Annotated in this window: 30 protein-coding genes; 11 read left to right on the top strand and 19 right to left on the bottom strand. The window is 63.4% G+C overall.

The genetic code is table 11. The features are described from left to right. Positions 1-20: 20 nt before the first annotated feature. The 6 genes from ACG873_RS26150 to ACG873_RS26125 form a co-directional block, all read right to left on the bottom strand. Positions 21-701: a GNAT family N-acetyltransferase gene (locus ACG873_RS26150; protein WP_394888675.1), complete on the bottom strand. Its 681-nt coding sequence runs from the start codon at positions 699-701 to the stop codon at positions 21-23. Further along, positions 698-1,183 (bottom strand): MarR family winged helix-turn-helix transcriptional regulator, encoded by a 486-nt coding sequence (locus tag ACG873_RS26145; protein ID WP_394888674.1) that lies wholly within the window; start codon positions 1,181-1,183, stop codon positions 698-700. The genes ACG873_RS26150 and ACG873_RS26145 overlap by 4 nt, the downstream gene beginning before the upstream one ends. 125 nt (positions 1,184-1,308) lie before the next feature. Next, positions 1,309-2,295: a Gfo/Idh/MocA family protein gene (locus ACG873_RS26140; RefSeq protein ID WP_394888673.1), complete on the bottom strand. Its 987-nt coding sequence runs from the start codon at positions 2,293-2,295 to the stop codon at positions 1,309-1,311. Between the two features lie 61 nt (positions 2,296-2,356). Continuing rightward, positions 2,357-3,202 carry an aldo/keto reductase gene (locus ACG873_RS26135; protein WP_394888672.1) on the bottom strand — a complete coding sequence of 282 codons (846 nt, stop codon included), beginning with the start codon at positions 3,200-3,202 and terminating at the stop codon, positions 2,357-2,359. 73 nt (positions 3,203-3,275) lie between these two features. Then, positions 3,276-3,656, bottom strand: a complete 381-nt coding sequence (locus ACG873_RS26130) for a nucleotidyltransferase family protein (RefSeq protein WP_394888671.1) — start codon at positions 3,654-3,656, stop codon at positions 3,276-3,278. Continuing rightward, positions 3,562-3,882: a nucleotidyltransferase family protein gene (locus ACG873_RS26125; protein WP_394888670.1), complete on the bottom strand. Its 321-nt coding sequence runs from the start codon at positions 3,880-3,882 to the stop codon at positions 3,562-3,564. The genes ACG873_RS26130 and ACG873_RS26125 overlap by 95 nt, the downstream gene beginning before the upstream one ends. Before the next feature lie 182 nt (positions 3,883-4,064). Between ACG873_RS26125 and ACG873_RS26120 the strand changes: the two genes are divergently transcribed. Further along, positions 4,065-5,060, top strand: coding sequence for an aldo/keto reductase (locus ACG873_RS26120; RefSeq protein ID WP_394888669.1), 996 nt, complete (start codon positions 4,065-4,067; stop codon positions 5,058-5,060). Between the two features lie 20 nt (positions 5,061-5,080). On the opposite strand, the gene pheT is transcribed toward ACG873_RS26120, so the two are convergent. The 8 genes from pheT to infC all read right to left on the bottom strand — a co-directional run bounded on the left by pheT (position 5,081) and on the right by infC (position 11,747). After that, entirely contained in the window at positions 5,081-7,501 is a 2,421-nt protein-coding gene (pheT, locus tag ACG873_RS26115) for a phenylalanine--tRNA ligase subunit beta (RefSeq protein WP_394888668.1), read from the bottom strand. Next, positions 7,498-7,938 (bottom strand): GFA family protein, encoded by a 441-nt coding sequence (locus ACG873_RS26110; protein WP_394888667.1) that lies wholly within the window; start codon positions 7,936-7,938, stop codon positions 7,498-7,500. The genes pheT and ACG873_RS26110 overlap by 4 nt, the downstream gene beginning before the upstream one ends. After that, positions 7,935-8,393, bottom strand: coding sequence for an ASCH domain-containing protein (locus tag ACG873_RS26105; RefSeq protein ID WP_394888666.1), 459 nt, complete (start codon positions 8,391-8,393; stop codon positions 7,935-7,937). Before ACG873_RS26105 ends, ACG873_RS26110 begins: the two co-directional genes overlap by 4 nt. 4 nt (positions 8,394-8,397) lie before the next feature. Beyond that, positions 8,398-9,441, bottom strand: coding sequence for a phenylalanine--tRNA ligase subunit alpha (pheS, locus tag ACG873_RS26100; RefSeq protein ID WP_394893703.1), 1,044 nt, complete (start codon positions 9,439-9,441; stop codon positions 8,398-8,400). Between the two features lie 191 nt (positions 9,442-9,632). Beyond that, positions 9,633-10,034 (bottom strand): 50S ribosomal protein L20, encoded by a 402-nt coding sequence (gene rplT / locus ACG873_RS26095; RefSeq protein WP_394888665.1) that lies wholly within the window; start codon positions 10,032-10,034, stop codon positions 9,633-9,635. Between the two features lie 32 nt (positions 10,035-10,066). Further along, positions 10,067-10,270 carry a 50S ribosomal protein L35 gene (gene rpmI, locus ACG873_RS26090; RefSeq protein ID WP_091915627.1) on the bottom strand — a complete coding sequence of 68 codons (204 nt, stop codon included), beginning with the start codon at positions 10,268-10,270 and terminating at the stop codon, positions 10,067-10,069. Between the two features lie 165 nt (positions 10,271-10,435). Further along, entirely contained in the window at positions 10,436-11,077 is a 642-nt protein-coding gene (locus ACG873_RS26085) for a methyltransferase family protein (RefSeq protein WP_394888664.1), read from the bottom strand. Between the two features lie 133 nt (positions 11,078-11,210). Further along, the gene (gene infC / locus ACG873_RS26080; protein ID WP_394893701.1) at positions 11,211-11,747 is read right to left on the bottom strand and encodes a translation initiation factor IF-3; all 537 of its coding nucleotides are present in this window, start codon (positions 11,745-11,747) and stop codon (positions 11,211-11,213) included. 205 nt (positions 11,748-11,952) lie between these two features. Between infC and ACG873_RS26075 the strand changes: the two genes are divergently transcribed. The 4 genes from ACG873_RS26075 to ACG873_RS26060 all read left to right on the top strand — a co-directional run bounded on the left by ACG873_RS26075 (position 11,953) and on the right by ACG873_RS26060 (position 15,335). Continuing rightward, positions 11,953-12,729: an alpha/beta hydrolase gene (locus tag ACG873_RS26075; RefSeq protein WP_394888663.1), complete on the top strand. Its 777-nt coding sequence runs from the start codon at positions 11,953-11,955 to the stop codon at positions 12,727-12,729. A gap of 3 nt (positions 12,730-12,732) precedes the next feature. Then, positions 12,733-13,875: a benzoate/H(+) symporter BenE family transporter gene (locus ACG873_RS26070; RefSeq protein WP_394888662.1), complete on the top strand. Its 1,143-nt coding sequence runs from the start codon at positions 12,733-12,735 to the stop codon at positions 13,873-13,875. Positions 13,876-13,991: 116 nt separating this feature from the next. Then, a complete protein-coding gene (locus tag ACG873_RS26065; protein ID WP_394888661.1) occupies positions 13,992-14,459 on the top strand; it encodes a DUF2852 domain-containing protein in 468 nt (155 codons plus the stop codon). A 117-nt stretch (positions 14,460-14,576) separates the two neighbouring features. Continuing rightward, positions 14,577-15,335, top strand: a complete 759-nt coding sequence (locus tag ACG873_RS26060; RefSeq protein ID WP_394888660.1) for a M48 family metallopeptidase — start codon at positions 14,577-14,579, stop codon at positions 15,333-15,335. 29 nt (positions 15,336-15,364) lie between these two features. Here the strand turns inward: ACG873_RS26060 and ACG873_RS26055 are convergent, their stop codons facing one another. Both ACG873_RS26055 and ACG873_RS26050 read right to left on the bottom strand, forming a co-directional pair. Next, positions 15,365-16,204, bottom strand: a complete 840-nt coding sequence (locus tag ACG873_RS26055; protein ID WP_394888659.1) for a cycloisomerase — start codon at positions 16,202-16,204, stop codon at positions 15,365-15,367. A gap of 199 nt (positions 16,205-16,403) precedes the next feature. Next, positions 16,404-17,339, bottom strand: a complete 936-nt coding sequence (locus ACG873_RS26050) for a LysR family transcriptional regulator (RefSeq protein ID WP_394888658.1) — start codon at positions 17,337-17,339, stop codon at positions 16,404-16,406. Positions 17,340-17,410: 71 nt separating this feature from the next. On the opposite strand from ACG873_RS26050, the gene ACG873_RS26045 reads away from it, so the two are divergent. From ACG873_RS26045 to ACG873_RS26020, 6 genes are all read left to right on the top strand, one after another. Continuing rightward, complete coding sequence (locus ACG873_RS26045; protein WP_394888657.1) at positions 17,411-17,593, top strand: hypothetical protein; 183 nt, start codon at positions 17,411-17,413, stop codon at positions 17,591-17,593. Between the two features lie 44 nt (positions 17,594-17,637). Further along, positions 17,638-18,297 carry a phosphoribosylanthranilate isomerase gene (locus tag ACG873_RS26040; RefSeq protein WP_394888656.1) on the top strand — a complete coding sequence of 220 codons (660 nt, stop codon included), beginning with the start codon at positions 17,638-17,640 and terminating at the stop codon, positions 18,295-18,297. Positions 18,298-18,400: 103 nt separating this feature from the next. Then, positions 18,401-19,651: a tryptophan synthase subunit beta gene (trpB, locus tag ACG873_RS26035; RefSeq protein WP_394888655.1), complete on the top strand. Its 1,251-nt coding sequence runs from the start codon at positions 18,401-18,403 to the stop codon at positions 19,649-19,651. Between the two features lie 2 nt (positions 19,652-19,653). Beyond that, positions 19,654-20,493: a tryptophan synthase subunit alpha gene (trpA, locus tag ACG873_RS26030; RefSeq protein ID WP_394888654.1), complete on the top strand. Its 840-nt coding sequence runs from the start codon at positions 19,654-19,656 to the stop codon at positions 20,491-20,493. Positions 20,494-20,528: 35 nt separating this feature from the next. Continuing rightward, positions 20,529-21,449 carry an acetyl-CoA carboxylase, carboxyltransferase subunit beta gene (gene accD, locus ACG873_RS26025; RefSeq protein WP_394888653.1) on the top strand — a complete coding sequence of 307 codons (921 nt, stop codon included), beginning with the start codon at positions 20,529-20,531 and terminating at the stop codon, positions 21,447-21,449. A 162-nt stretch (positions 21,450-21,611) separates the two neighbouring features. Continuing rightward, entirely contained in the window at positions 21,612-22,943 is a 1,332-nt protein-coding gene (locus ACG873_RS26020) for a bifunctional folylpolyglutamate synthase/dihydrofolate synthase (protein WP_394888652.1), read from the top strand. Between the two features lie 387 nt (positions 22,944-23,330). Here ACG873_RS26020 and ACG873_RS26015 read toward each other — a convergent pair whose 3' ends face one another. From ACG873_RS26015 to pstS, 3 genes are all read right to left on the bottom strand, one after another. Then, the gene (locus tag ACG873_RS26015; RefSeq protein WP_394888651.1) at positions 23,331-24,161 is read right to left on the bottom strand and encodes a hypothetical protein; all 831 of its coding nucleotides are present in this window, start codon (positions 24,159-24,161) and stop codon (positions 23,331-23,333) included. Further along, positions 24,059-25,057 carry a Na/Pi cotransporter family protein gene (locus ACG873_RS26010; protein ID WP_394888650.1) on the bottom strand — a complete coding sequence of 333 codons (999 nt, stop codon included), beginning with the start codon at positions 25,055-25,057 and terminating at the stop codon, positions 24,059-24,061. Before ACG873_RS26010 ends, ACG873_RS26015 begins: the two co-directional genes overlap by 103 nt. 105 nt (positions 25,058-25,162) lie before the next feature. Beyond that, on the bottom strand, positions 25,163-26,260 hold the full coding sequence (gene pstS, locus ACG873_RS26005) for a phosphate ABC transporter substrate-binding protein PstS (RefSeq protein ID WP_394888649.1): 1,098 nt from the start codon (positions 26,258-26,260) through the stop codon (positions 25,163-25,165). Positions 26,261-26,556 lie beyond the last annotated feature (296 nt).

Here is a 26,556-nt window from a genome sequence, read left to right as displayed (position 1 = left end):
TGCAGGCGGTCAGGCGAGCGCTACGCCTGCCGCTCGATCACCGCGACGTTCATGGGTGTCCTCAGCCTGAAGCCGATGGATTCGTAGAGTCCGATCGCGACCGAGTTGCTCGCATAGGTGTGCAGGAACGGCTGCTCGCCCTTGGCGAAGATTTTTCCCGCCGCATAGAGCGTCATCAGCCGGCCGAGCCCCTTGCCCTGAAACTCCGGATGCACGCAGACGCCGCTGAGTTCCGTCAGCCCGTCCTGCTTCAGCCGCTCGCCGGCCATGGCGATCAGCCTGCCGTTTTCCCTGATGCCCCAGAAGTCGCCGAGCGCCTGCGCCTTCAGCGTGAATGGACCGGGCTTCGTCAGCGTCGCCAGTTCCAGCATGTCGGCGGCGTCCGCCTCGCCGAGCTTCTCGATCCGATCGTCCTCGATCACGTGCATATGCCGCTCGGCGATCATCTGCACGCCGAGCGCCGTCGCTGTCGCCGTGAACCCGGGCGGCAGCACGAATTCGTCCGCCTGCAGGAAGATCAGCGTCTCGCCGGGCGAAGCGATTTCCGCGAGTGCCTGCAGACTTTCGAGGCTCTCGTCCCGGCTTGCCGCGAAGGGGTGGATCGAGGGCGCGTAGCGCTTGGCCAAGTCGTTGCCCTGCGCGAGTGCGGCATGTCTGGTGTTCAGCGCGTTCCAGACAGGACGGTCGAGTATGTGGCTCATGACGTCACCTTGACGACACGGCGTTGGAGCGGTTGGGCGGCAAGCCCGTCCTCGATCGCCGCCAGTTGTTCGAGCAGGGGGCCGTCGAGATCGCCGCAAAGATCGGCGACGGCATCTCTTATGCGCGGCCACACGTCGCGCTTGGCGTTCGCGACCAGCCGCCGGCCTTCCTTCGAAAGAGAAACGATCCTTCGCCGCTGATCGTCCGGCGCCTGTTCGCTTTCAAGCACGCCGAGTTCGACGAGCTGCGCGACGGTCCGCGTTGCGCCCGGCTGCGTGATGCCGATCGCATCGGCAAGCTCGCCGATGGTGAGCGGCCCGAGCCGGTCGATCGCTGCGAGAAACGGGTACTGGCTCGCCTGAAGCGGCGCGCCGAGGTCATCCATGATTCTCTGTGTGTCGGCCTGCAGCCTCTCCCCGATGCGCTTCATGCGTGTGCCGAGCGTCAGGAAGCCGAACGAGCGAACCACATCCTCAACCATTCCTGTTCCTCCACATATATTACGTGTTATATAACTATACATGCAATTTGTCGAGAGACGGCGCACGTTCCGCCCGATGCGGCACAAGCGGGCTTTATTTCCGGATTTGTTTCAGATCAGCCGCTCTAGACCTTCTCCCAACCGCCGCTGTCGCCGGCGCGGTAGATCGCGTCGATGACCTTCTGGTTGAGCACCGAATTTTCGAGCGTGAACACCGCATCCTTGCCGCCAAGCGCCGCTCGGGCGAAGGCCTCGACCTCCAGCCGGTACTGCCGCGTTCCGGGAAAGCGGAAAACACTCGCCTGGGTGTGGGTCTGATTGTGCAGTTCGATGCGATGGTGGTCGTAATCGCCGGCATTGAAGGGCGCATGCACCTCGATGAAGCCCTTTTCGCCGTGAAAAACCATGAACTGGCGCAGGGCCATCTGCGTCGAGCAGTAAAAAGTCAGGTCGAAGTCGCCGAAATCGGCCTTGGTGCTGGAATAGATGTCGGTGCCGAATTTCTCGTCGCGCTCGACCGTCGCCTGGATGCGAACCGGCTCCTTGCCCGTGACGAAGCGGGTCGCGACCGTAGGATAGACGCCGATGTCGGGCAGCGCGCCGCCGCCGAGCGACAACTGATTGCGCATGTTGGCGGGGTCGACATTGAAATAGGCGAACGCGCCCTGCACATGACGCAGCCTGCCGATCGCGCCCTCGGCGACCAGGTCGCGCACCTTCGCCCATTGCGGGTGGTAGAACACCATGAAGGCTTCGCAGATCAGCACCTTTTGCGGGTCGCGAACCTCGATCAGCTGGTCGATGTCCTTCGCGTTCAACGCGATCGGCTTTTCGCAAAGCACATGCTTTCCGGCTTCGGCGGCCTTCAGCGTCCATTCGACATGCTGCGAAGTCGGCAACGGGATATAGACGCCATCGATCACGTCCGAAGCCAGCATCTCCTCGTAGGAGCCGAAGGCATGCGGCGCGCCGAACCGGTCGGCCAGTGCCCGGGCCTTGCCCAGATCACGGCTGGCGATCGCCGAGACGACGCCGTTTTCCGCATCGGCCATGGCCGGCAAAAGCTGCTCGCGCGCGATCTTGGCCGTCGACAGGATACCCCAGCGAAACATGTAACCCTCCTCGTATTTGTCTGACAATTCTTAGCCGCTAGCCGCGAGAAATGGAAGGCGGTCAACCCATCTCCAGCGGCCGTTTTCGCTTGGGTGGCGGGAAGGCTGCGTCAAGCTCGGCGAGGTCGGCTTCCGTCAGCTCGATGTCAAGCGCTGCGCGGTTGTCGCGCACATGCCCGAGCGAAGCCGCCTTAGGAATGGCTATGACTTGCGGGTGGCGCAGCGTCCAGGCCAGCGCGATCTGCGCCGCGGTGGCTCCATGCCTCTCGCCGATCGCCGCCAGCCGCTTGTCGCGGGTCAAGCCGCCCTGTCCGACAGGCGAATAGGCCATGATCGGGACGCCGTCTCTCGCCGATCTCGGCAGCAGGTCGTAATCGATGCCGCGGCTGGAAAGGTTGTAGAGCACCTGATTCGTCTGCACGAATTCTCCGCCCGGCACGGAGGCCAGTTCCTCCATGTCGTCCATGTCGAAATTGCTGACGCCCCAGCCAAGGATCTTGCCCTGGCTCTTCAGCGTTTCGAAAGCCGCGACCGTTTCCGCAAGCGGCACGCCGCCGCGCCAGTGCAGCAGGTAAAGCTCGATATGGTCGGTTCCGAGCCGCTTCAGGCTTTGCTCGCAGGCCCGGGCCACGCCGGCTCGCGAAGCGTTGGAGGGCAAAACCTTGCTGACCAGAAACACCTCGTCGCGGCGGCCGCCTATCGCCTCGCGCACGACCTCCTCCGACCCACCGTCCGCATACATCTCGGCCGTATCGATCAGCGTCATGCCGAGATCGACGCCAAGCCTGAGCGCTGCGACCTCATCGGCGCGGCGCCTGCGATCCTCGCCCATCTTCCAGGTGCCCTGGCCGAGCACCGGCACTTTGGCGCCATTGGGCAATACGGTCGTGCGGACGGAAGAAGACATGGATGTTCCTTTCACCCAGTTTGGACGATGCGTCCAGCCAGCATGAACGGTGTGCCGACCGGGGTGCAATGGCCTACCAGGGCACTACGCTGATTTCCGGCCACCGCTGTTTCGCCCGCGCGGCCTTTTCCTCGTGCGTCACCCGGTTGTCGATCACGCGGTTCGGCACGATCCGAAAGGAAAAAGATATCGTCGAGGCCGAATGGCGCGTCACCTCGAACTCGCCGGTGCCTGCCAAGCGAACACCCACTGCATGGGTTTTGGATGAGAAATAGCTCAGTGAATGAGACGAGGATCGATAGGCCGGGCATTGCCGGCCGAAAAAACGCTCCGGATACCAGAGATGCACGCGCGCCTGATTACGGATTTCCGACCGCAATCGGCAACTCGGTGAAATGCGCCTCGCCGGCCTTGACGACGAGGTCCTCCGCCTCCCAGGACAGGTCGGAAGCATCGAAATAGAACAGGTCGATGTCCTTGATGCCGTAGCCTGACGGCTTTCCGGTAAGGCTGTTCCATACCGTGTTGTAAATGGCGCCCGATACGATCATCCAGTCGGCCAGGTCGAAATCGCGGGCGCGCTTGAGCGCCGACCGGGTCAAGGTGTCGGCTTTCAGAATGTCGATCAGGATTGCGCGCTGCTTCTCGAAATCCAGCCCGGAAAACCGAAGATGATCCATCGCTCCGTTGAAAGCGATTCGCGCGGCGCGCCGCAACATCTGGCGATCGGTACGGACAAAGCGTCTCCGCAAGCGCAAGCTTTGCCCGAAAAATGCAGCTGCCAAGTTATGCGGCTGGGCAAAGCATCGTTGCGCCCCTACGCTTCTTCGGGGCTTGGCTTCCAGCATAAAGGAGACAGCCGATGAAACCGCGCAAACTTGGTTCTCAACTCTCCGTCTTTCCGGTCGGCCTGGGCTGCATGGGCATGAGCCATGCCTATGGCGGCCAGGACGAGAAGGACGCAATCAGGACGCTGCATCGAGCCGTCGAGCTCGGCGTGACGCTTTTCGACACGGCGGAAGTCTATGGCCCCTTCACCAACGAGGTGCTGGTAGGCAAGGCGCTGCGGCCAATGCGCGACAAGGTGACGATCGCCACCAAGTTCGGCTTTAACATCGTCGAGACAGATGAGGGGCCGAAGCAGGCGCCGGGTCTCGACAGCCGGCCCGAGCATGTCCGCACCGCGGCCGAAGCCTCATTGAAGCGACTGGGCGTCGAGGTGATCGATCTCTACTACCAGCACAGGGTCGATCCGGAGGTGCCTATCGAGGACACGGTCGGCGCAATGGCCGAGCTGGTGCGCGAAGGCAAGGTGCGCACGCTTGGCCTGTCGGAGGCGGGGGTCGCCACCATCCGCAAGGCGCATGCTGTCCATCCGATCGCCGCCGTGCAAAGTGAATATTCGTTGTGGACGCGCGATCCGGAGGCAGGGGTTCTCGACGTATGCCGCGAACTCGGCATCGGCTTCGTGCCGTTCAGTCCACTCGGTCGAGGGTTCCTTACAGGCGCAATCAAATCGACGGACCAACTCGGCGCGGACGATTTCAGGCGGGGCCTTCCCCGTTTCGATGCCGATAATCTCGAGCGCAATCTGAAGGCAGTGGCCCGGCTCGAGGCTTTTGCGGCGGACAAGGGCACGACTGCGGCGAAGCTCGCGCTCGCCTGGGTGCTGCACCAGGGCGATTTCATCGTGCCAATTCCCGGCTCGCGCAAGATCGCCAATCTCGAAGCGAACGTGGCGGCGGCAGACATCATGCTGAGCGCCGCCGAGAGTGCCGAGATCGGCGCGCTGATCTCGCCGGACCAGATTGCCGGCATGCGCTACAAGGACGAAGGGATGGCACAGACCAACCGGTAAAGAGAGCGATGGGCTGCGGGCTAGCCCCGCAGCACGCCGCCGGTCTGCTTCTTCACGTTCTCGACGATGCGGCCGGCCAGCGCCTCGAAATCCTCGTCGGTCAGCGTCTTTTCGACCGGCTGGATCGAGACCTCGATGGCCACGGATTTCTTTCCCGTGCCGAGCGACGCGCCTTCGAAGATGTCGAACACGGAAACGCCGGCGATCAGTTTTTTGTCCGCGGCGGCCGCGGCGCGGGTCAGCGCGCCGGCCTCGACGGCCTTGTCGACCACGAAGGCGAAATCGCGCTTCACCGCCTGGAACGGCGACAGGTCCAGCCGCGGCTTGGTCCGGGTCGGCTTCGCTTTGGGTTCCGGCACGGCGTCGATGAACACTTCGAAGCCGCAGAGCGGCCCCGAAACGTCGAGCACCTCCAGCGTCTTCGGATGGAACTCGCCGAAATGGCCGAGCACTGTCTTCGGGCCGAGCTTGATCGTGCCGGAGCGGCCGGGATGATACCAGGCCGGGCCTCCGGCCTCGATCTGCAGCTTGTCCACCGGCGCGCCACAGGCTTCCAGCGCCGCAAGCGCGTCGGCCTTGGCGTCGAACACGCCGACCGCGCCGGCATTGCCGGCCCAGTGGCGGCCCGAACCTTCGAGCTTGGCCGTGCCGCGGCGGACGCCTGCCGCGACCCGGCGCTGGTGTTCGGGCGCGGCCCCTTCATAGGTCCCAGACACCTCGAACAGAGCGACGTCGCTCAAGCCCCGGTCCGCATTCCGCTGCGCAGCCGCAATCAGCCCCGGCAGCAGCGAGGGCCGCATGTCCGACATGTCGGCCGCGATCGGATTGGCGAGCTTCAGCTCCGGCCGGCCGCCGCCGAACGCCTCCGCGTGCTTGGCCGGAATGAACGACCAGGTGACGGCCTCCATCATGCCGCGGACCGCCAGCGCACGGCGCGCCGCGCGGGTGCGGATCTGCAGTGTGGTCAAAATCTTGCCGTTGACCGCATCGTGGCTGACCAGCGGCTGCGGCGCGATGTTGTCGACGCCGTGGATGCGCATGACTTCCTCGACCAGATCGGCCCTGCCGTCGACATCCGGCCGCCAGGAGGGAACTTTTACATCCACGATTTCGCCCGACGACGCCTGCGGCGTGAAGCCGAGCCGCGACAGTATGTCGAGGCTTTCTTCCTTCGGGACATCGATGCCGGTCAGCCGCTTCACCTCCGAAACCGGGAACGAGACGATTTTCGGAGTGTGGCCGGCATAGCCGACCACTTCCTCTTCCGTCGGCTCGCCGCCGCAGAACTCCAGCACCAGCTTGGTTGCAAGCTCCAGCCCCGGCGCCATGAATTCCGGATCGACGCCGCGCTCGAAGCGGTAGCGCGCATCGGTGATGATGCCGAGATCGCGGCCAGTGCGGGCGATGTTGAGCGGCTCCCACAACGCCGATTCGATTAGCACGTCGGTGGTGTTCTCGTCGCAGCCCGAATGCTCGCCGCCCATGATGCCGGCGATGGATTCAATGCCCTTCTCGTCGGCGATGACGCACATGTCTGGCGTGAGCGCGTATTCGCGGCCGTCGAGCGCAAGCACCTTTTCACCCGCCACGGCGCGCCGTACGGTGAGATTGCCGCTGACCTTCGCCGCGTCGAAGACGTGCAGCGGCCGGCCGCGGTCGAAGGTGATGTAATTGGTGATGTCGACCAGCGCGTTGATGGGGCGCAGGCCGATGGCGATCAGGCGCTGCTGCATCCACTTCGGCGAAGCCCCGTTCTTCACGCCCCTGACGAGCCGCAGCGCGAAGCCATGGCAGAGCGGCGGCGTGTCGCCGAAGTCGAGCTTCACCTTGACCGGGCACATGCCGTTGCCGGCATGCGGCATGATCGCGCCGCCGGTCAGCCGGCCGAGACCGGAGGCGGCGAGGTCGCGCGCAATGCCATGGACGCTGGTCGCGTCCGGCCGGTTGGGCGTCAGGCCGATCTCGATGACCGGATCGTCAAGCTTGGCATAGGCCGCGAAGGACGTGCCGACCGGCGCGTCTGCCGGCAGGTCGATGATGCCTGTATGTTCGTCGGAAAGCTGCAGCTCGCGTTCGGAGCACATCATGCCGTGGCTTTCGACGCCACGTATCTTGCCGACCGCCAGCGTCGTGTCGATGCCGGGAACATAAGCCCCGGGCGCTGCGAAGGCGCCGACCAGCCCGGCCCGCGCATTGGGCGCGCCGCACACGACCTGCACAGGCGGACGGCCGTCGCCGGTGTCGACGGTCAGCACCTGCAGCTTGTCAGCGTCGGGATGTTTTTGCGCGGTCAGTACCTTGGCGATGACGAAGGGCTTCAGCGCCGCCTTGTCGTCGACGGATTCGACTTCCAGCCCGATCGAGGTCAGCCGCTCGACGATTTCGTCGAGCGTCGCATCGGTCTCGAGATGATCTTTCAGCCAGGAGAGGGTGAATTTCATGTCTGTCTTCCGTCAGGTCTTGGAACACTTGTCGTCAAATGACGCGGCAGCCCGTCGGGCATATGCACGAAAGGAAGCTGCTCGCGCACATAGGCGTGCAGCGTCGGCTTGAAATAGGCGGGCATGTCCATCGCGCCGAGCATGAAATAGATGCGTCCGGCCAGCCGCTCGTCGGCATAGGCGATCGGCGAACCGCATTTCCCGCAGAAGCTGCGCTTCACCGGGCCGTTCTCGAATGTTCGCAACGTCTCGCCTGCGATCGTAACTTCATCCTCCATGAAGCCTGCGAATGCCGACACCGGCGCGCCGGTAGCGCGGCGGCAGTCGGCGCAATGGCAGTAGCTGACATGGTGCGGCTCGGCGGACGCCTCAAAGCGCACCGCGCCGCAGCGGCATCCGCCGGTGTGAAGCGTTTGGCTGCGCGTCGCGTCGCTCATGCCGTCTCTCCGGCCGGAGCGTCTTCGCCTGAGCCGGCGGCTGCCGCGCGATCGAGAATCTCCACCAGCCTGAACCGCTCGCAGATCAGGTCCATGTCGGGCGAGAAGCCGCCGTTGCGCTCGAAATAGCCCTGGTGGCCAGACCGCCAGTCGACGAGCGTCCGGAAGCCCTCTCCCTCGTCATACGCAAAGGCTTCATCGATCTCGTCGAAGCGGCACACCGTCACCTCGACCGTCTCGATGACGGCGGCGCGGCGGCCTTGACCGTCCAGGACGACATCGCGGCGGCCGACCACGGGACGGTCTGGGCTTCCTTCCGGGAAATCCCGCAGCGCCCCGCAGGTCGCGGTCTTCCTTCCGGCGAGCACCAGCGCCAGCAATTCGTCCGCCATTGCGGGTGAGTCGCCAAAGGAGAAGGTTACCACGGAGGCATAGGGGACCGCCGGCTGCGTCACTGACTCAACCCCCGAACAGCGTCGGCAAATCCAGCGGCCTGAAACCGTAATGCGACAGCCAGCGCACGTCGGCGTCGAAGAAGGCGCGCAGGTCGGGCATGCCGTATTTCAGCATGGCAATCCGGTCGATGCCCATGCCCCAGGCAAAACCCTGGTATTCGTCGGGATCGAGCCCGCCGAAACGCAGCACGTTCGGATGCACCATGCCGCAGCCGAGGATTTCCAGCCAATCATTGCCTTCGCCGAAGCGCACTTCGCCCGGCCGCGAGCGGTCGCACTGGATGTCGACCTCGAGGCTCGGTTCGGTGAACGGGAAATATGACGGCCGGAAGCGCATTTTCAGACTCGGCACCTCGAAGAACGCCTTGCAGAACTCTTCCAGCACCCACTTCATGTTGGCGACATTCGCCGTCTTGTCGATGACCAGGCCCTCGACCTGGTGGAACATCGGCGAATGGGTGGCGTCGGAATCCTGCCTGTAGGTCTTGCCCGGAATGACGATGCGGATCGGCGGCTTCTGCGTCTCCATCGTGCGGATCTGCACCGGCGAGGTGTGCGTTCGCAAAAGCTTGCGCTCGCCCTTTTCGTCGGGATTGAAGAAAAAGGTGTCGTGCATTTCGCGCGCCGGATGGCTTTCCGGGAAATTCAGCGAGGTGAAGTTGTAATAATCGGTCTCGATGTCCGGACCTTCGGCGATCGAAAAACCCATATCGGCAAAGATCGCGGTGATCTCATCCGTCACCTGGCTGATCGGATGGATACGGCCGCGCTCGGCCGGCGACTGGCGCACCGGCAGCGTCACGTCGACCTTTTCGGCGATCAGCCGGGCCGAGATCGCGGCGTCCTTGAGTTCGGCCTTGCGGGCAGCGAGCGCTTCGGTGACGCGGTTCTTAAGGCCGTTGATCGCCGGGCCTTTCAACTGCCGCTCCTCCGGGCTCATCGAGCCCAGTGTCTTCAGCATGTCGGACACAGAGCCCTTCTTGCCGAGGGCGGAAACGCGCACCGCCTCGATGGTCTGCTCGTCGGCCGCCGACGCTATCTCCGCCATCAGCGAGGCTTCGAGCGTATCGAGATTGCTTATGGTCTCGTTCACGATTTTGATCCGCTTGGTTCGATAACTGCCATCTGGCGATCAGTCTGTAATGACTGGCCCTTTTTCAGCTCAAAGAAAAACCCGCGCCAGCCGTGCCAGCGCGGGTTTCCCAAATCAAGTGCCGAAAAGCTTGGGAAGCGCTGGTCTTAGGCGACAGCGCTTTCAAAAGCGTTCGGCGTGGTGTTCTTCAGATATTCTAGCGCGACCTTGGCCTGCGCCACTAGCGCGGCGAATGCCTGCGGCTCATGGATGGCCATGTCGGACAGGACCTTACGGTCGATCTCGATGCCGGCCTTATTCAGCCCGTCGATGAAGCGGCCATAGGTCAGGCCGTGCTCGTGCGCCGCGGCGTTGATGCGCTGGATCCAGAGAGCGCGGAAATTGCGCTTGCGGTTCTTGCGGTCGCGGTAAGCGTACTGCAGCGACTTTTCGACCGCCTGCTTGGCGATGCGGATGGTGTTCTTGCGGCGGCCATAGAAACCCTTGGCGGCCTTCAAGACCTTCTTGTGCTTGGCGTGGGAAGTGACGCCCCTTTTTACGCGTGCCATTTCATGATCTCCTTAAACGTTGTGGCCGGGGCTCAGAGGCCGTTCGGCAGAAAATTCTTGATGACCTTCTTGGCATCCGGTTCGGCGAGAACCATGGTGCCGCGGGCATCGCGAATGAACTTGTTTGAACGTTTGATCATGCCGTGGCGCTTGCCGGCGGCAGCCGACAGCACTTTTCCGGTCGCGGTAATCTTGAACCGCTTCTTTGCAGCGGATTTGGTCTTCATCTTGGGCATTTTGCTCTCCGTATGGGTGCGCTTGATTGCGCTTTTTGTGCTTCGGGCAGACCAAGCCCGAAAAGCATTGCGAACCGCCACGGCATGCCCTGCCGGACGGTTCTGAACGCGGCGCTATTACCAGCAAGCTTGCCTTTGTGCAATAGCCCGCAAAAGCGCGGGTGGTCAGTACAACCAGAACAGCACCGGTATGACCCCGACTTCCTGTCCACTCTCCACCAGTTCGAAGAAGGGTATGGAGATCAGAAAAGCCAGTCCGTCGATCAGCGTATGATTGAAAATGCGCGGTGTGAAGGTGACTTCGGCCTGATCGCGGAAAAGCCGGGGATTGGGAAAGAACCGCGGCACCCGCGTTATGTAGTCCTTGTACGGCGCCCCGAGTACGGTAATCAAATGCCGTTCCTCGCGCAGTGTGACGATGTAGAACGCGGCGGCACACAAAGCCGCCGACGCCACCGCGACGATCACGCTGCCGGTCTGGGAGCCGATCCCGGCGGCCGCTATCGTGGAGAAAAAATACAGCGGATTGCGCATCACCGAATAAGGACCGGTGGCGACCACTTCCGCGGATTTGCGACCGCCGATATAGAGGATAGACCAGAGCCGGCCGCCGATCCCGATCAGTATCAGGGCGATCCCGTGCGCCTCTATGCGCTCATGCCCCAGTTCATCGTGCAAAGAGCCGCCGAAGACCAGCAAAATGCAAAAAGCGCCGATCAGCAGCGCCAGCAGGAGGCGTCGGTGCCGCTGATAGCGGCCCATTTCATCGAACGACTTTTCAATCGGAGAACGCGCCGCAGCGGCCATGACGTTTGATTTCCCTTGGCCGGGCGGAATGCGACGGCAATCAGCACTTGTCGATGCAAGTTGCGGAGAAATCGTGGCAAAACAAAAAGGCCGCCGAAGCGGCCTCTAGCCATCGTCGATGCCAGCGTCGGCGCTAGCGCGGCGCCAGCACCATCATCATCTGGCGGCCTTCGAGCTTCGGCTCCGCCTCGACCTTGGCGATGGGGGCGACCTCTTCCTTGACCTTGTTCAGGAGCTGCATGCCGAGTTCCATATGGGCCATTTCGCGGCCGCGGAAGCGCAGCGTCAGCTTGACCTTGTCACCTTCCTCGAAGAAGCGCCGCACCGCCCGCATCTTCACCTCGTAATCGTGGGTGTCGATGTTGGGCCGCATCTTGATCTCCTTGATCTCGATGACCTTCTGGTGCTTGCGCGCCTCGGCGGCCTTCTTCTGATTGGCGTATTTCAGCTTGCCGAGGTCGAGGATCTTGACGACCGGCGGCACTGCATTGGGGGAGATTTCAACGAGATCGAGACCTGCCTCTTCGGCGGCCAGAAGGGCGTCGTTGATCGACACCTCGCCGCGATTGCTTCCGTCTACATCGATCAGCTGAACCCGGGGAACCCGGATATCTTGGTTGGAGCGCGGGCCTTCCTTGGTTGGCGCCGCTGCTTTAAAAGGTCTGCGAATGGTCGTGGTCTCCTCGAGCCGTTTACGTTCTTGATTTAGTCGGTTGCGCCTATGTCGGCGCTATGCGGGCCGAGTCAATAGCACAGCGATTCTGAAAAATCACCAGAAACCAAAAGGCCGCGTCGACTGTCGGGTCGGTGGCATGGTTCGGACTTTTCGCGGGAAAAGAGCTGTGCCACAAAGCTTGCACCCGAGGGAGCATCATATGGCGACAGGCAGTCCGGATTTCCAGGAGGTGGACGGCGCCGCGATCGCGGTCAGGCACGTCGCCGGCCGCGAACCCGGCGTCGTCTGGCTCGGCGGCTTCCGCTCCGACATGCTGGGCACAAAGGCCGAGGCGCTGCACGAATGGGCAGCGGCCAGCAGCCGCGCCTTCCTGCGTCACGATTATTCCGGGCACGGCGAATCCGGCGGCGACTTCGCTTACGGCACAATCTCGAAATGGGTCGGCGAAAGCCTCGCCGTGTTCCGCCGCTTCAGCGCCGGCCGGCAAATCCTGGTCGGCTCGTCAATGGGCGCGTGGATCGCGCTCCGGATGATCGAGGAATTGCGCAAGGCGGGCGAGGGCGAGCGCATCGCCGGCCTCGTGCTTCTAGCGCCAGCGCCCGATTTCACCGTTGAACTCCTTGAGCCGCAGCTGAAGAAGACGCAGCGGCGAGACCTCGACAAAAAGGGTTTTTTCGAAGTGCGGTCGGACTATTCCGACCAGCCGTATGTCTATACGCGGGCGCTGTTCGAGGACGGGCGCGAAAACCGCGTCATGACAGGGCCGATCAACACCCATTGCCCGGTGCACGTCCTGCAGGGACTGAAGGACAAGGACGTGCCGCACGCCCACGCGCTGAAGCTCGTTGGCTGCATGCCGTCCGACGACGTGACCCTGTCGCTGGTGCCCGACGGCGACCACCGCCTGTCGCGGCCGCAGGACCTTGCCCTGCTGATCCGGGCGGTCGAGGCCATCCTGGCCCAGTCGGGCGGATAGAGTATGCGCGTATCGATCCCGGTTTCCGCCTTCGTCGCGGCGATTGTCGGCTTTGGCGGCACGCTGGCACTGATCATCGCCGCTGCGGACGCGGTAGGCGCCAGCCGCGAGCAGACGGCGAGCTGGGTCACCGCCATCTGCCTGGCGATGGCTTTCGAGACGGCGTGGCTTAGCTGGCGCACGAAAATGCCGGTGATCAGCGCCTGGTCGACGCCGGGCGCAGCACTCGTCGCGGCGAGCAGCGGCTTTTCGATGAACGACGCGGTCGGCGCCTTCATCGTCACCGCCGTGCTGTTGATCGCCACCGGTCTGTTCAAGCCGCTGACCCGGCTCATCGCAAAGATTCCCGCCTCGGTCGCCTCGGGCATGCTGGCCGGCATCGTGGTCAGCTTCGCCATCGGCGCGGTGAAGACGATCCCGGCCGACCCGGCGCTGATCCTGCCGCTGATCGCGGCCTTCTTCGCCATCCGGCTCTACAATCCGGCGCTGTCGGTGCTGGCAGTGCTGATCGGCGGCGGTTTCGCGGCATTCCTGACCGGCAGGGTCGGCGGCATACCGCCGCCTGAACTTTCGACGCTGACCCTGATTGCGCCGGAGTTTTCCGCGACCGCGATCATCGGCCTGGCGCTGCCGCTCTATCTCGTCACCATGGCTTCGCAGAACCTGTCTGGCTTGGCTGTTCTGCGCGCCGCGGGCTACCACCCAGAGCCTGGACCGCTGATCTCGGTGACCGGGCTGTTCTCGCTCATCTCCGCGCCGTTCGGTGCGCTCACCACCAATCTGGCGGCGATCTCGGCGGCGATCTGCACCGGCCCCGACGTGCACCCTGACCCCACGGAACGGTGGAAAACCGGGCCGTTCTACGCGCTCGCCTACCTCGTCTTCGCGGTGTTCGGCGCGTCGCTGGTGGCTATCTTCGCGGTGCTGCCGGAAAGCCTGATCGTGCTGGTCGCCGGCCTGGCGCTGATGGCGCCGCTGGCCAATGCGCTGTCGATCGCGCTCAAGGACGAGGGCGAGCGCATGGCCGCGACCACCGCATTCGCGGTCACCGCCTCCGGTCTTGCGCTGTTCGGCATCGGGTCGGCGTTCTGGGGACTGGTGGGTGGATTGGTCGTTCTTGCGCTGGAGCGAACGAAAAAGAGTTAATTATTACAGCCGCTTGTCCGGTTTCAGGGTCTTTTGTCTTGAAGGATTTGTTCACAGCCACCATTTCGAGATCGAAGCAGCCGGGTTGGCTGCCTCCAACCGAAGGAACGGGAGAAATGAACACGACCGCATTGATCCGCCCGGCCTGGACGCCGGCGACCATCGCGCTGATGGTGATCGGCTTCATGGTGTTCTGGCCGCTGGGCCTCGCCATGCTCGCCTACATCATCTGGGGCGACCGGCTTGAAGGCTTCAAGCGCGACGCGAACCGCGCGACCGACGGCATCTTCGCCGGTTGCCGCCGCAGCGCCGACAAGGCGCATCGCTGGGGCCACGGTTCGGCCCGCACCGGCAATGTCGCCTTCGACGACTGGCGCACCAAGGAACTCGAACGCCTCGACGAAGAGCGCCGGAAGCTCGACGAGATGCGCGAGGAATTCGACGAATACGCCCGCGAGCTGCGCCGCGCCAAGGACCAGGAAGAGTTCGACCGCTTCATGGCCAACCGCAACAAGTCGACCGCGCCGACCACTACCAAAGGCCCAGATAAGGGTTCGTCCACCGGGTTGCTCGACGAGGCGTAAGCGCCTCAGCCCGACTGATGGAACGGCGTCGCTGAAAAGCGGCGCCGTTTTCGTTTGGCTCCTACTCCCCAACAGCCGCAATATCGCCCCCCTCTCGAATCACGTATTCTCCCAAAAATGTCCCTCGGCTTCTTCCGCAATCTCGCAAAGGCCAAGCCTGCTCCGGTCCGGGAGCGGGAGCACGACGTCGCGGGCCGCACGCTGCCGCTCCGCATCGTCGAGAACGACCGCGCGCGGCGGCTGACGCTGCGGATCGATGCCGGCGGGCAGGGGCTGCGCATCACCGTGCCGCCGGGCATATCTGCCCGCGAGGTCGATCGTTTCCTCCACCGTCATCAGGGCTGGCTGGAGCAGCGGCTGGCCAAAGTGCCGGACCGGCCGCAGGTCAGGCCGGGCATAAAGATCCCGCTGCGCGGCGTGCCGCACACAATCGTCCATGAGCCCGGCAGGCGCGGAACCGTTTCAGCGATTATGAGCGAAAGCGGCCCTTCCCTCACAGTGCATGGCGACCGGCTGCACCTGCCGCGCCGCATCGCCGATTTTCTGAAGCGCGAAGCCAAACGCGAAATCGAGGCGCTGGTCGAAAAGCACAGCAGCGCGGTCGGCCGGCGCGCCAAGGCTGTCCGCTTCCGCGACACGACCAGCCGGTGGGGCTCTTGCACCTCGGACGGCACGCTGTCTTTCTCCTGGCGCATCATGATGGCGCCGCCGCCGGTGATAAATTACCTGGTGGCGCATGAGGTGGCGCATCTCAAGGAGATGAATCACGGCCCGAAATTCTGGAAATTGTGCGAGGAACTCTGCCCCGACACCGACCGCTGCAAGGCCTGGCTGAAACGAAACGGCGGCGCGCTGCAGGCGATCGCGTTCGAGTGAGAGGCTTTATCCTCCCCTTGCGGAGAGGGTCACGGCAGCGCCACCCTACTTGCCGTCACCCGGTTTTCGCCTTTCGCGCCGCGGACGATGCCCCAGATCACCTGCCGGTCCGAGCGGTCCCAGGCAATGCCCTGGCCGGCGATGTCGAGCGATATGGTTGCAGCCCAGCGCAGCACCGAGCCCGCCTCCGGCAGCGTCACCGCATAGGCCTCGGCTTTGTCATGGCCGGTGATCCACAGCCGTCCGTCCGGTCCCCAGGAGCCGCCGGAATTACTCATGTCGCCGAATCTCTCGAGCAGCGCCTTCGGAAAAACCCATGCCTCGGCGACCCGCCATTCGTCGTCGAGACGCACGATCTGCGTGTGCTGGTTGCCGTCGGCAACGGGGCCTTGCGCTAGAGGCTGGTTGTAGTTCGCGAAGGCGCCCCACCAGACGCCATCGTGAAAATCCAGCCAGGTGAGCGAACCACGGTCGATGCCGAAACTGTGGCTATCGACGTGCCTGAGCGTCGCAGCGTCCCAGATTTCGACCGAACTCACCATCGGCCATCCTGGATAATTGGAATGGGCGGCATAAAGCTTGCCATCGACCACCACGCCGCTGTCCAGGTGGGTGATCGAACCGTCGCTCGGCCCTTTCCACCCGGCAATTCGGTCGCCCGTCTTCTTGTCGTATTTGGCGATCGCACGATTGTCGATCGCGTAGAAGAAGCGGCTGTCGACCGCGACGGCCTGCCTTGCTTCGGGCACCTTGAAGGACGCAACCCGCTCGACAGGCACAGCGATCGGCTCTTCGGCCGCAGCCGGCGCGCAAAGCAAGCTCGCCGCGACGGTGGCGGCGCGAAGAGGTCCGGCTGAGAGCGTGAGCATGCGGCTTTCCCGGCGAGTTGCTGCGGCACGGCCAGCTGCAACATCCTGCAAGCCCAGGATAAACGTCAAACGCGCCTTGGCAAAATGGACTGGCCTCTCCACGCGACGCGGCAGATTGCCCAACTTTTGGTCATTTCGTGCGACTTACCCGCCATGGCACTCGACATCAAATCTGCTTGGGGGAGGATCACGCAGGCTGTCAAGAGCGTTCGATTTCCGAACTCGCTACTCCCGGTTCACCACTCGCTCCCCTTAGCCAATCTTCCATGAAATCGAGAAACGCTTGCACGCGCGGGGAGCGAAAGCGGCCCTTCGGCATCAGCACCCAGAGCGAGATCCTGTCCGAGCGATTGAGATCTGCGAGGATTTCGACCAGTCGACCATCGCGAACGGCTTGCCCAACCACAAAATCGGCCAAGCGAACGATGCCGTGGCCCTCAATCGCCATGTCGAACAGCATGCCGACATTGTCACAGGCAAAGTTCCCTTTCGGCAGGTATAGGACGACACCGCCATCTTCGCCCGCGAGCGGCCATGTGGTGGGCGGGGACTGTCCCGACAGCGCGATGCAATTGTGTCGCTCTAGGTCGACAACTGAACGGGGCGTGCCGGCGCGCGCCAGATAGGATGGGGCAGCGCAAATCAGCCGCCGGCCCTCTGCGAGCTTGCGAACCACCAAATCGGACCCGGCCGACGGGCTGCCGCGAATAACGATGTCTACTTGCTCTGCGACCGGGTCGATGAGGCGGTCGGTCAGGGTGAGGTCCACCGTAACCTCCGGATAGCGTTGCAGGAATGCCGGCACCGCATGCAGCAAGGTTTGCCTGGCAAAGCCGGTGCTGGAATTGATGCGCAAGTGGCCTTTCGGCTTGTTGCGTGCCGAGGAAACGTCAGCCTCGGTGCGACCGATAAGCTCGAGGACTTCGCGCGCCCGCTCGAGATAGAGCGAGCCCTCCGAGGTCAGCGCCAGCCTTCTCGTCGTGCGCGTCAAAAGCCGCACGCCGAGACGGTCTTCGAGGCGAGACACCAGCTTCGACAGCGCCGATGGCGTGACGCGCAAATCCTCGGCGGCCTTGGCGAAGGAACCAAGGTCCACAATGCGCGCGAAGGCGTTCATATCGTCCGAAGCTGCCATATTCATGATCTTAAGTCACGAGTGTGGTCACAATCTAACTGATTATGTGTAGTCATGGAAATGATAATCGGGTGGCATCACTTCTCGGCGAGGTTGCCATGGGCTCCGACATCGAAATGCCGCAACCGGCCAACCCGATACCGTTGCCACCGATCGATTATGACCACTTTCGAACGATTGCCTCGCTTGAGCGCCGGAAGGCCATCGCCGCGTTTCCGGGCAGCGTTCGCCGCTGGATGAAGTCAATCTTTTAAAGGCTGTTCTCGACTTTTCGGCCGTTTCGTGCCACTTCCCCGCCATGCCACTCGACATCAAAATCTGCGGCCTGAAGACCGACGACGCGCTGGCGGCGGCGCTGGCCGGCGGGGCGAGCCATGTCGGGTTTATTTTCTTCGCGAAGAGCCCGCGCAACATCGATCCGGCAGAAGCCGGGCGGCTGCGCAAGGCGGCGATGGGCAAGGCCAAGACGGTGGCCGTGACAGTCGATGCTGACGACGCAATTCTCGATGCGATCGTCAAGGCGATGTCACCCGACATGCTGCAGCTTCACGGCAAGGAGACGCCGGAGCGTGTCGCCGAGGTGAAAGCCCGCTACGGCCTGCCGGTGATGAAGGTGTTTTCCGTTCGGGAGGCGCGCGATCTCAAGCCGATCGCGCTTTATCGCGGCGTGGCCGACCGCTTTCTCCTCGACGCCAAGCCGCCAGCCGGCGCCGAGCTGCCGGGCGGTAACGGCGTGCCGTTCGACTGGAGGCTGCTTGCCGGTCTCGACGCCGGCATGGACTACATGCTTTCGGGCGGCCTCAACGCCGCCAATATCGACGAGGCCTTGCGATTGACCAATCCGCCGGGAATCGACATCTCGTCCGGCGTGGAAAGCGCGCCTGGCGTCAAGGATGCGGCGTTGATCGACGGCTTTTTCCGGGCGGTGCGGGCGGCGCAGGCGAACCGGGCAGCGTGATCGGCCCGGGGCAGTTTACTTTTTGCCCCGGAAAGGCTTATGCGTGCCGGATGCTCCATAGGAGCAAACGCAACCAATCCCGAGAGCCAAGCGGCAAAAAATCATGAACAAGCCGGCAGAACCCAATTCCTTCCGCACCGGACCCGACGAGCAGGGCATGTTCGGCATTTTCGGCGGCCGTTTCGTCGCCGAGACGCTGATGCCGCTGATCCTCGAACTCGAGCGGCACTGGAAAGAAGCCAAGGACGATCCCGAATTCAAGGCTGAATTGCAGAACCTGTCGACCCATTATGCCGGCCGGCCCTCAAAGCTTTATTTCGCCGAAGGACTGACCAGGCATCTTCGCGAGGTTTCCTCGGCCAAGGGCCTCAGCGGCGGCGCAAAGATCTATTTCAAGCGCGAAGACCTGAACCACACCGGCTCGCACAAGATCAACAACTGCCTCGGCCAGATTCTCTTGGCCAAGCGCATGGGGAAGAAGAGAATCATCGCCGAGACCGGGGCGGGCCAGCACGGCGTCGCCTCGGCGACGGTCGCGGCGCGCTTCGGCTATCCCTGCGTCGTCTATATGGGCGCGACCGATGTCGAGCGGCAGAAGCCGAACGTCTTCCGCATGAAGCTGCTCGGTGCGGAGGTGCGGCCGGTGACGGCCGGCCACGGCACGTTGAAGGACGCCATGAACGAGGCGCTGCGTGACTGGGTGACCAATGTCGAGGACACCTATTACCTGATCGGCACGGCCGCCGGCCCGCATCCCTATCCGGAGCTGGTGCGCGAATTCCAGTCGGTGATCGGCATCGAGGCCCGCGCCCAGATCCTGGAGCAGGAAGGCCGGCTGCCCGACGCGATCATTGCCGCGGTCGGCGGCGGCTCCAACGCCATCGGCCTGTTTCACCCGTTCCTCGACGACCGCAGCGTAAAGATCATCGGCATCGAGGCGGGCGGGCGGGGGCTCGACGGCATCGAGCATTGCGCTTCGATGAATGCCGGCAAGCCCGGCGTGCTGCATGGCAACCGCACCTATCTGTTGCAGAACGAAGATGGACAGATCCTCGACGGTCATTCGATCTCGGCCGGCCTCGATTATCCGGGCGTCGGGCCGGAGCATTCGTGGCTGCGCGATTCAGGCCGTGTGGAATATGTTCCGATCCTCGACAACGAGGCGCTGGAGGCATTCCAGCTGACTACGCGTGTAGAAGGCATCATCCCGGCGCTGGAATCGGCGCATGCCATCGCTCACGCGATGAAGCTCGCGCCAACCATGGGCAAGGACCAGATCGTGATCGTCAACCTCTCCGGCCGCGGCGACAAGGACGTGCATACCGTCGCCGGCATGCTCGGCATGGAGATTTGATCATGACCACCCGCATCGACCGCCGCATGGCGAAGCTGAAGGCCGAAGGGCGCCCGGCGCTCGTGACCTATTTCATGGGCGGCGACCCGGATTACGAAACATCGCTGTCGATCATGAAGGCGCTGCCCAAGGCCGGCAGCGACATCATCGAACTCGGCATGCCGTTTTCCGATCCGATGGCCGACGGGCCGGCGATCCAGGCCGCCGGGCTGCGCGCGCTGAAAGGCGGGCAGACGCTGGTGAAGACGCTCAAGATGGCGCGCGAATTCCGCGCCGGCGACGACGAGACGCCGATCGTGCTGATGGGCTACTACAATCCGATCTATATCCATGGCGTCGACCGGTTCCTGGCCGATGCGAAGGCTTCCGGCATCGACGGGCTGATCGTGGTCGACCTGCCGCCGGAGATGGATGAGGAACTCTGCCTCCCCGCGGTGAAGGCGGGCATCAACTTCATCCGGCTGGCGACACCCACCACCGACGACAAACGCCTGCCCAAGGTGCTCGAAAACACGTCGGGCTTCGTCTATTACGTGTCGATGACCGGCATCACCGGCTCAGCGCTCGCCGATACCGCCAAGGTCGCCGCCGCTGTGACCCGCATCAAGAGCCACACCGATCTCCCGGTCTGCGTCGGCTTCGGCGTCAAGACGGCGGAGCAGGCGCGGGTGATCGGCGCGTCCGCCGACGGCGTCGTGGTCGGCACGGCGATCGTCAACGCGGTGGCCAATGTGCTCGGGCCGAGGGGCGAGAAGACCGCCGACCCGGCCGAGGCTGTCGCGACGCTGGTAACCGGCCTGTCGCAAGGCGTCCGCTCGGCCCGCCTTGCACCCGCCGAATAGTTTCCCATTTTACCCAGACCACGGGAAAAACGATCATGAACTGGATCACCAACTACGTCCGCCCGAAGATCAACTCGATGCTTGGCCGGCGCGACATGCCGGAGAACCTCTGGATCAAGGATCCCGAGAGCGGCGAGATGGTCTTCCACAAGGATCTGGAGTCGAACCAGTTCGTCATCCCGTCCTCCGGACATCACATGAAGATCTCGGCTCGCGAGCGGCTGAAATTCTTCTTCGACGACGGCCGTTTCGAGGTTCTCGAAAATCCGAAAGTGCCGGTCGATCCGCTGAAATTCCGCGACGAGAAGCGCTATGTCGACCGGCTGAAGGACGCCCGCGCCAAGACCGGCATGGAGGATGCGATCCTCAACGCGCTGGGCACCATCGAGGGCCTGCCGGTCGTGGCGACGGTCCAGGATTTCGCCTTCATGGGCGGTTCGCTCGGCATGGCCGCGGGCGACGCGATCATCCGCGCCTTCGAGGTCGCGGTGGAGAAGAAACGGCCGATGATCCTGTTTGCCGCGTCCGGCGGCGCGCGCATGCAGGAAGGCATTCTGTCGCTGATGCAGTTGCCGCGCACGACAGTCGCCGTCGACCGGCTGAAGGAAGCGGGGCTGCCCTATATCGTCGTTTTGACCAATCCGACGACAGGCGGCGTAACCGCATCCTACGCAATGCTCGGCGACGTCCACATCGCCGAGCCGGGCGCCTTGATCGGCTTTGCCGGGCCGCGCGTCATCGAGCAGACGATCCGCGAAAAACTGCCTGACGGCTTCCAGCGCGCCGAATACCTGATGGATCACGGCATGGTCGATATGGTGGTCTCGCGCCTCGAGCTCAAATCGACGATCGCCCGGCTTCTGAAAATCCTGATGAAGACGCCGGAAGCGGAGCCGCTGGAGCCGGAGATCCTGCCGCCGGCCGCAGCTCCCGCCGAGGTCCGGCCACAAGCCTGACGCGACATTCCACGCCGCGGGCTGACGTTGTGCGCCGGCGCGCGCTTGCATAAAGTTCCGCGGCGCTCCGATGGAGAATGTGGCTTCATCATCTCTCTGTTGATCGTGTGATCCCAGTCCGGAAAGGCCGGCGCATCCGGGATCACGCACCGGGATTCCGTCATGACAATGCTTCTCGCTGACCGCGAAATAGAGCGCCTGCTGGCGCTCCACCCGAAAGGGTTCGACCTTTCGCTCGTCCGGATTTCGCGGCTGCTCGATCAGCTCGGCAATCCGCAGGACAGGCTGCCGCCGGTCATCCACATCGCCGGCACCAACGGCAAGGGTTCGGCCGCGGCCTTTGCGCGGGCGCTGCTCGAGGCGGAAGGCCTGCGCGTCCATGTCCATACCTCGCCGCATCTGGTGAACTGGCACGAGCGCTATCGGATGGGGGCCAAGGGCGGCGGGCGGCTCGTCGACGACGCGCTTCTAGCCGACACGATCGCCCGCGCGGCCGCGGTCAATCGCGGCGAGGCAATCACCGTGTTCGAGATACTGACCGCGGTCACCTTCATGCTGTTTTCCGAAAATCCAGCTGACGCTGCGATCATCGAGGTGGGACTAGGCGGCCGCTTCGATGCGACCAACGTGATAAAACGGCCGGCGGCGAGCCTGATCATGCCGATCTCGCTGGACCATCAATCGTTCCTCGGCGACCGCGTCGAACTGATTGCCGCAGAAAAGGCCGGCATCATCAAGCCCGGCTGCCCGGTCGTGATCGGCGCGCAGGAAAGCGGGACCGTGCAGGATGTCCTCGTGGAGGTGGCGGAGCGTCTCGGCTGCCCGGTCACACTCTACGGCCAGGACTATCTCGCCTATGAGGAAAACGGCCGCATGATCTACCAGGACCAGTCGGGCCTGATGGACCTGACGCCGCCGCGCCTGCCCGGCCGGCACCAGTTCGCCAACGCCGCCGCCGCGATCGCGGCCGTAAAGGCTGCCGGCTTCGAGACCGGCCACCGCGCTGCCGACCGCGCCATGACAAATGTCGCCTGGCCAGGCCGCATGCAACGCCTGCCGCAGGGCCGCCTGTCCGACCTGGCGCCCGAAGGCGCAGAAGTGTGGGTCGACGGCGGCCACAATCCGGGCGCCGGTGCGGTCATCGCCGAAGCGCTGGTCGAGCAGGAGGAAAAATTCAGCCGGCCGCTGTTTTTGATCTGCGGCATGATCAACACCAAGGACCAGATCGGCTATTTCCGCGCCTTCGAAGGCATGGCGCGCCACGTCTATACCGTCCCGGTGAGCGAGAGCGACGCCAGTGTGCCTAACGCGGAGCTGGCCGCCCGCGCCATGGAGGCCGGGCTTTCGGCGGAGCCGGTCAGTTCGGTCGCCAATGCGCTGATGCTCTTGCGCGACACCTGGGACGAGAGCGAGACGCCGCCGCGCATCCTGATCGGCGGTTCGCTCTATCTGGTAGGCGCGGTATTAGCCGAGAACGGCACGCCTCCGACTTGATAGACAAATAGCGAAATCCGCCGCCGATGCACTGATGGGCGCGAACGCCGGCCGGTCCGAAGCAATAGTGCGGCGGTAAATCAACCCGGGAAATAAGCTGGGCACCAAATTCTTGACGGAACTGGTCCAGCGTCTAGGCGTCGAGCGACGCTATGCCTATCGATCGTCAACCAGCGCCGCGTTGCGCACCCTGTCGAGGAACTGGAACGATGGCTAGGCGGTGAGGCCCCATACGCCTCGGGCGACCAGCGCCGTCTGGACGAACACACCCCGAAGCGTGCCTATTGGCACCATGGCGACGTGGCCGCACTCCGGGACGTGTTGGACTTAGCTGAAAGGCCGTCTGGCCACATGGATGTGGCCCTTATTTGGCCTCTACTGCCTCGATTACTCCGCCGGAACCGGGCTAAAGCCGCTTTCGTTCATAGGCCTAGCCCGCTCCTGCTTTTGCGCCGCGCGTGCCAGAACCCTCTGCCGATTGACGGATTTGCGTTCGGCATCGATGCGGCGGATCAGAATTTCGGCACGCTCGATTGAACCGAGCAACGCGAGGATCGTGCCGCGTTCAGCCGCTCCGGCATTCGGGCCAAGTGCAAGTGTCTGCGCGCGCAGCTCATCGACCTCCGGATAGCTGACATGTCCGGCCGGCATGGCGGGATCGGCAATACCATAGTCGGGCATGATGTCGCGCAGCGAGGCGTCGAGCTTGTTGAGCGCGACATCGACGATGGCCCGCGCCGGATCGGTGAATTTCTCGCGTTTTACCCGCCGCGCCACCTGATGCATCGATTCCGTCAGGGCGGCCGTGAAGTCCGCTTCCTCGATCAGGCTGGCGATCAGATCGAGCTGTTCGTAGGGGAGATCCTCTTTCATCAGAGAGGCCGTGTAGGCGCGGATGTCCCGGCTGAGGATGTCGGTCGCGAGATAGTGCTCGCCAGGATCAGAGGGCGCCTTCTTGGAAGAGCGGGCGATGTCGAGGAACATCGCGCCCGCCTGAAGGTGGCGCGCCGTTTCCTGCTGTACGGTGGGGATTGCCTTGGCAAAGTCGCTGGCCAGCTTGCGGTCGAGGAATTTCGGTGTCGAATAGTCCTCCGCATCCTCGGCATCCGTGCGCCCTACACGCGACAGAACCCGCTCGAACACGCCAATGAACGGGAACAGCAGCAATGTGTTGAAAATGTTGAAGAAGGTCGAGTAAAGGCCGACCGCGACCGGCACCAGGGGAAAGTCTCCTTGCCGTCGACCAGCACCGGAATGGCAGGATCGCCGCCAAAGAACTGCATGGCCCATTCCAATACCTGCATGGAGACGAAGAACAGCGGGATCGTGATGCAAACGCCTATGATGTTGAACGATATGTGCGCGTAAGCGGTCCGCTTGGCGTTCTTCGAAAGGTTGAGCGAAGCCATCCACGACGTGATCGTGGTGCCGAGATCGGCGCCGAGCGAGAATGCAACGGCGGTTGTCCAGTCGAGGATGCCGGCGGCGCCAAGGCCCATCACAATGCCGATAGTCGCCGACGACGAGTGGATCATTGCGGTCACGCCGGCAGCGATGAACACGCATTTGAGAAGGTTGAGATAAGAGTCGGCCGTGAGGGTTTGCAGCAGCGCCATGACTTCGGGCAGGTTCCGAAGCGGGCGCAGGCCGCCGGTCATCAGGTTCAGGCCATAGAAGATGAGCGCAAAGCCCATGCAGGCCAGCGCTATGTTCTTCATCTTTTCGCTGTTGGCGAAGCAATAGACCAGCGAGAACACGCCGGCCAGGATCAATCCGAGTGGACCGAGCGGCAGAGCGATAAGTCCGTTGCCGAGCGTGGTGCCGATGTTGGCGCCCATGATCACGCTGATCGCCGGTCGCAAAGCGATGACGCCGGCATTGACCAGGCCGACGACCATGACGCTCATCGCGGTCGACGACTGGATTAAGCCCGTAATCAAAGTTCCGGCCAGCACGCCCTTGATCGGCGTCCCGGCTGCCTTGGCGAGGAACGCCCGCATCCGGTTGACCGAGAGCGCCTGGATGCCGTTCGCCATGAAGTCCAGGCCGAGCATGAAGATGCCCAACCCGCCTATCACGGGCACGAGAATGTCTTTGAAGATATCTATATCCATCTGACTGCGTCCCCAAGAGTGCCGTTCCCGGGCGATACGGGATTAGGCTTTTCGTTCGATGGGTACTGAAGGGCGGCCGCCGGATGACTCAGGCGGCGCCTGATTTCAGTTCCCCGCGTGTGGTTCCCTGTCCCAGTACTGCTTGACCTGTTCGGCTAGAGGTTGCGGCAGCGGCACATAGCCGAGCGCCGTTGCGTCCCCGGCACCTTTTTCGAAAGCCAGGCGGAAGAGATCGTGCACGCGGCGATACCGGGCCTCCGACCGTCCCGCGACCGGAACGACCGCGAAGGTTGCGGTGCTGATCGGATAGGCCGCTTCGCCCGGCTGATCGATCAGCGAGGCGAAAAAATGCTCGGTCTTTGCCCAGGCGATGGCGTTCACCGCCGCCTGAACGCCTTCGGGGGTCGGCGTCACGAACTTGTCCGACTTGTTGCGGATCGAGGCAAAGGGCAGACCCGCTCGCTCGACCTGGCCATACTCGGCATAGGCGATCGCGCCCTTCGTCGCCTGCACGGCCCGTATGAGATCCCGCGTTCCCTTCGCGCTGGTTCCGAGCGGCCAGGTAATCAGGGTGTCGGCACCATATCTTGTCTTCCATTCGGCGCTGACCGCCGAAAGATACTCCGTAAAGACGAAGGTCGTCCCGGAGCCGTCCTGGCGGTGAAGCACCATGATTCTGAGATCGGGAAGGTCCAGGTCGGGATTGATGGCCTTGATGGCTGGATCGGACCAGGACTGGATCTTGCCGAGATAGATATCCGCCAGAACCGGCCCGGAAAGACGCAAGGTCCCAGCGGGCTGTGCCGACAGGCCGTCGAGGTTGGCGACGATGGCCACGCCGCCCATCACGATCGGAAACTGCTGCTGGCCGTTCTTGGCGAGTTCGGCGGGCGTGACCGGCACATCCGTTGCGGCGAAATCAAGTTCCGGCTGTTGAAGGCGCATCAAGCCGCCAAGCGAGCCGACGAGTTCGTAGTCGACGGTCCAGTCCGGCGAAACGAACTCCCCGCCATCCGCCCGTTCGTCCTGGTAGGCTTTCGCCCATTCGGCAATGACCGGTGCGGCGAAAGTCGATCCCGCGCCGCGAATAGGCTCTGCCTGGACGAAGGGACTGAAAGTCAATGCAGCCGCAAGCACCACCGCTCTGGCCAGTCCGGCCGTCACGCTCCGCACCTTGCCGATCCACCAAACGAGCAGTCTCATCGTAGTGCCCCTTGCTGCAGCCTGTGCGCTTGCCAAAACATGCGCGAAATCGTCGTCGGCTTGGGTCGACACGCCAAGGTCGAACCAGGCGAGGCTGCGTCCCCTATCTCGTCGCTGGCCATGTTTCGTAATGTCGCTACTTGACGCCTGCATGACAGCGCGCCCTGCGGCCGCAAAAGAACTTCAAGCCGGCTTGTTCTTCGAGGTGAACCAAAGCTCTGTCGCGCTGACATGTTCACGAGCGTGTCAACTGGCTGTCGCAGTCGGCTGGTAGCCGTGCGGTACCCTATCGCCGC

The organism is Allomesorhizobium aridi (assembly GCF_043769475.1).
Taxonomy (GTDB): domain Bacteria; phylum Pseudomonadota; class Alphaproteobacteria; order Rhizobiales; family Rhizobiaceae; genus Allomesorhizobium.
Note: the sequence above shows the minus strand (reverse complement) of the source record. Positions and strands in the feature narration are given on the sequence as shown.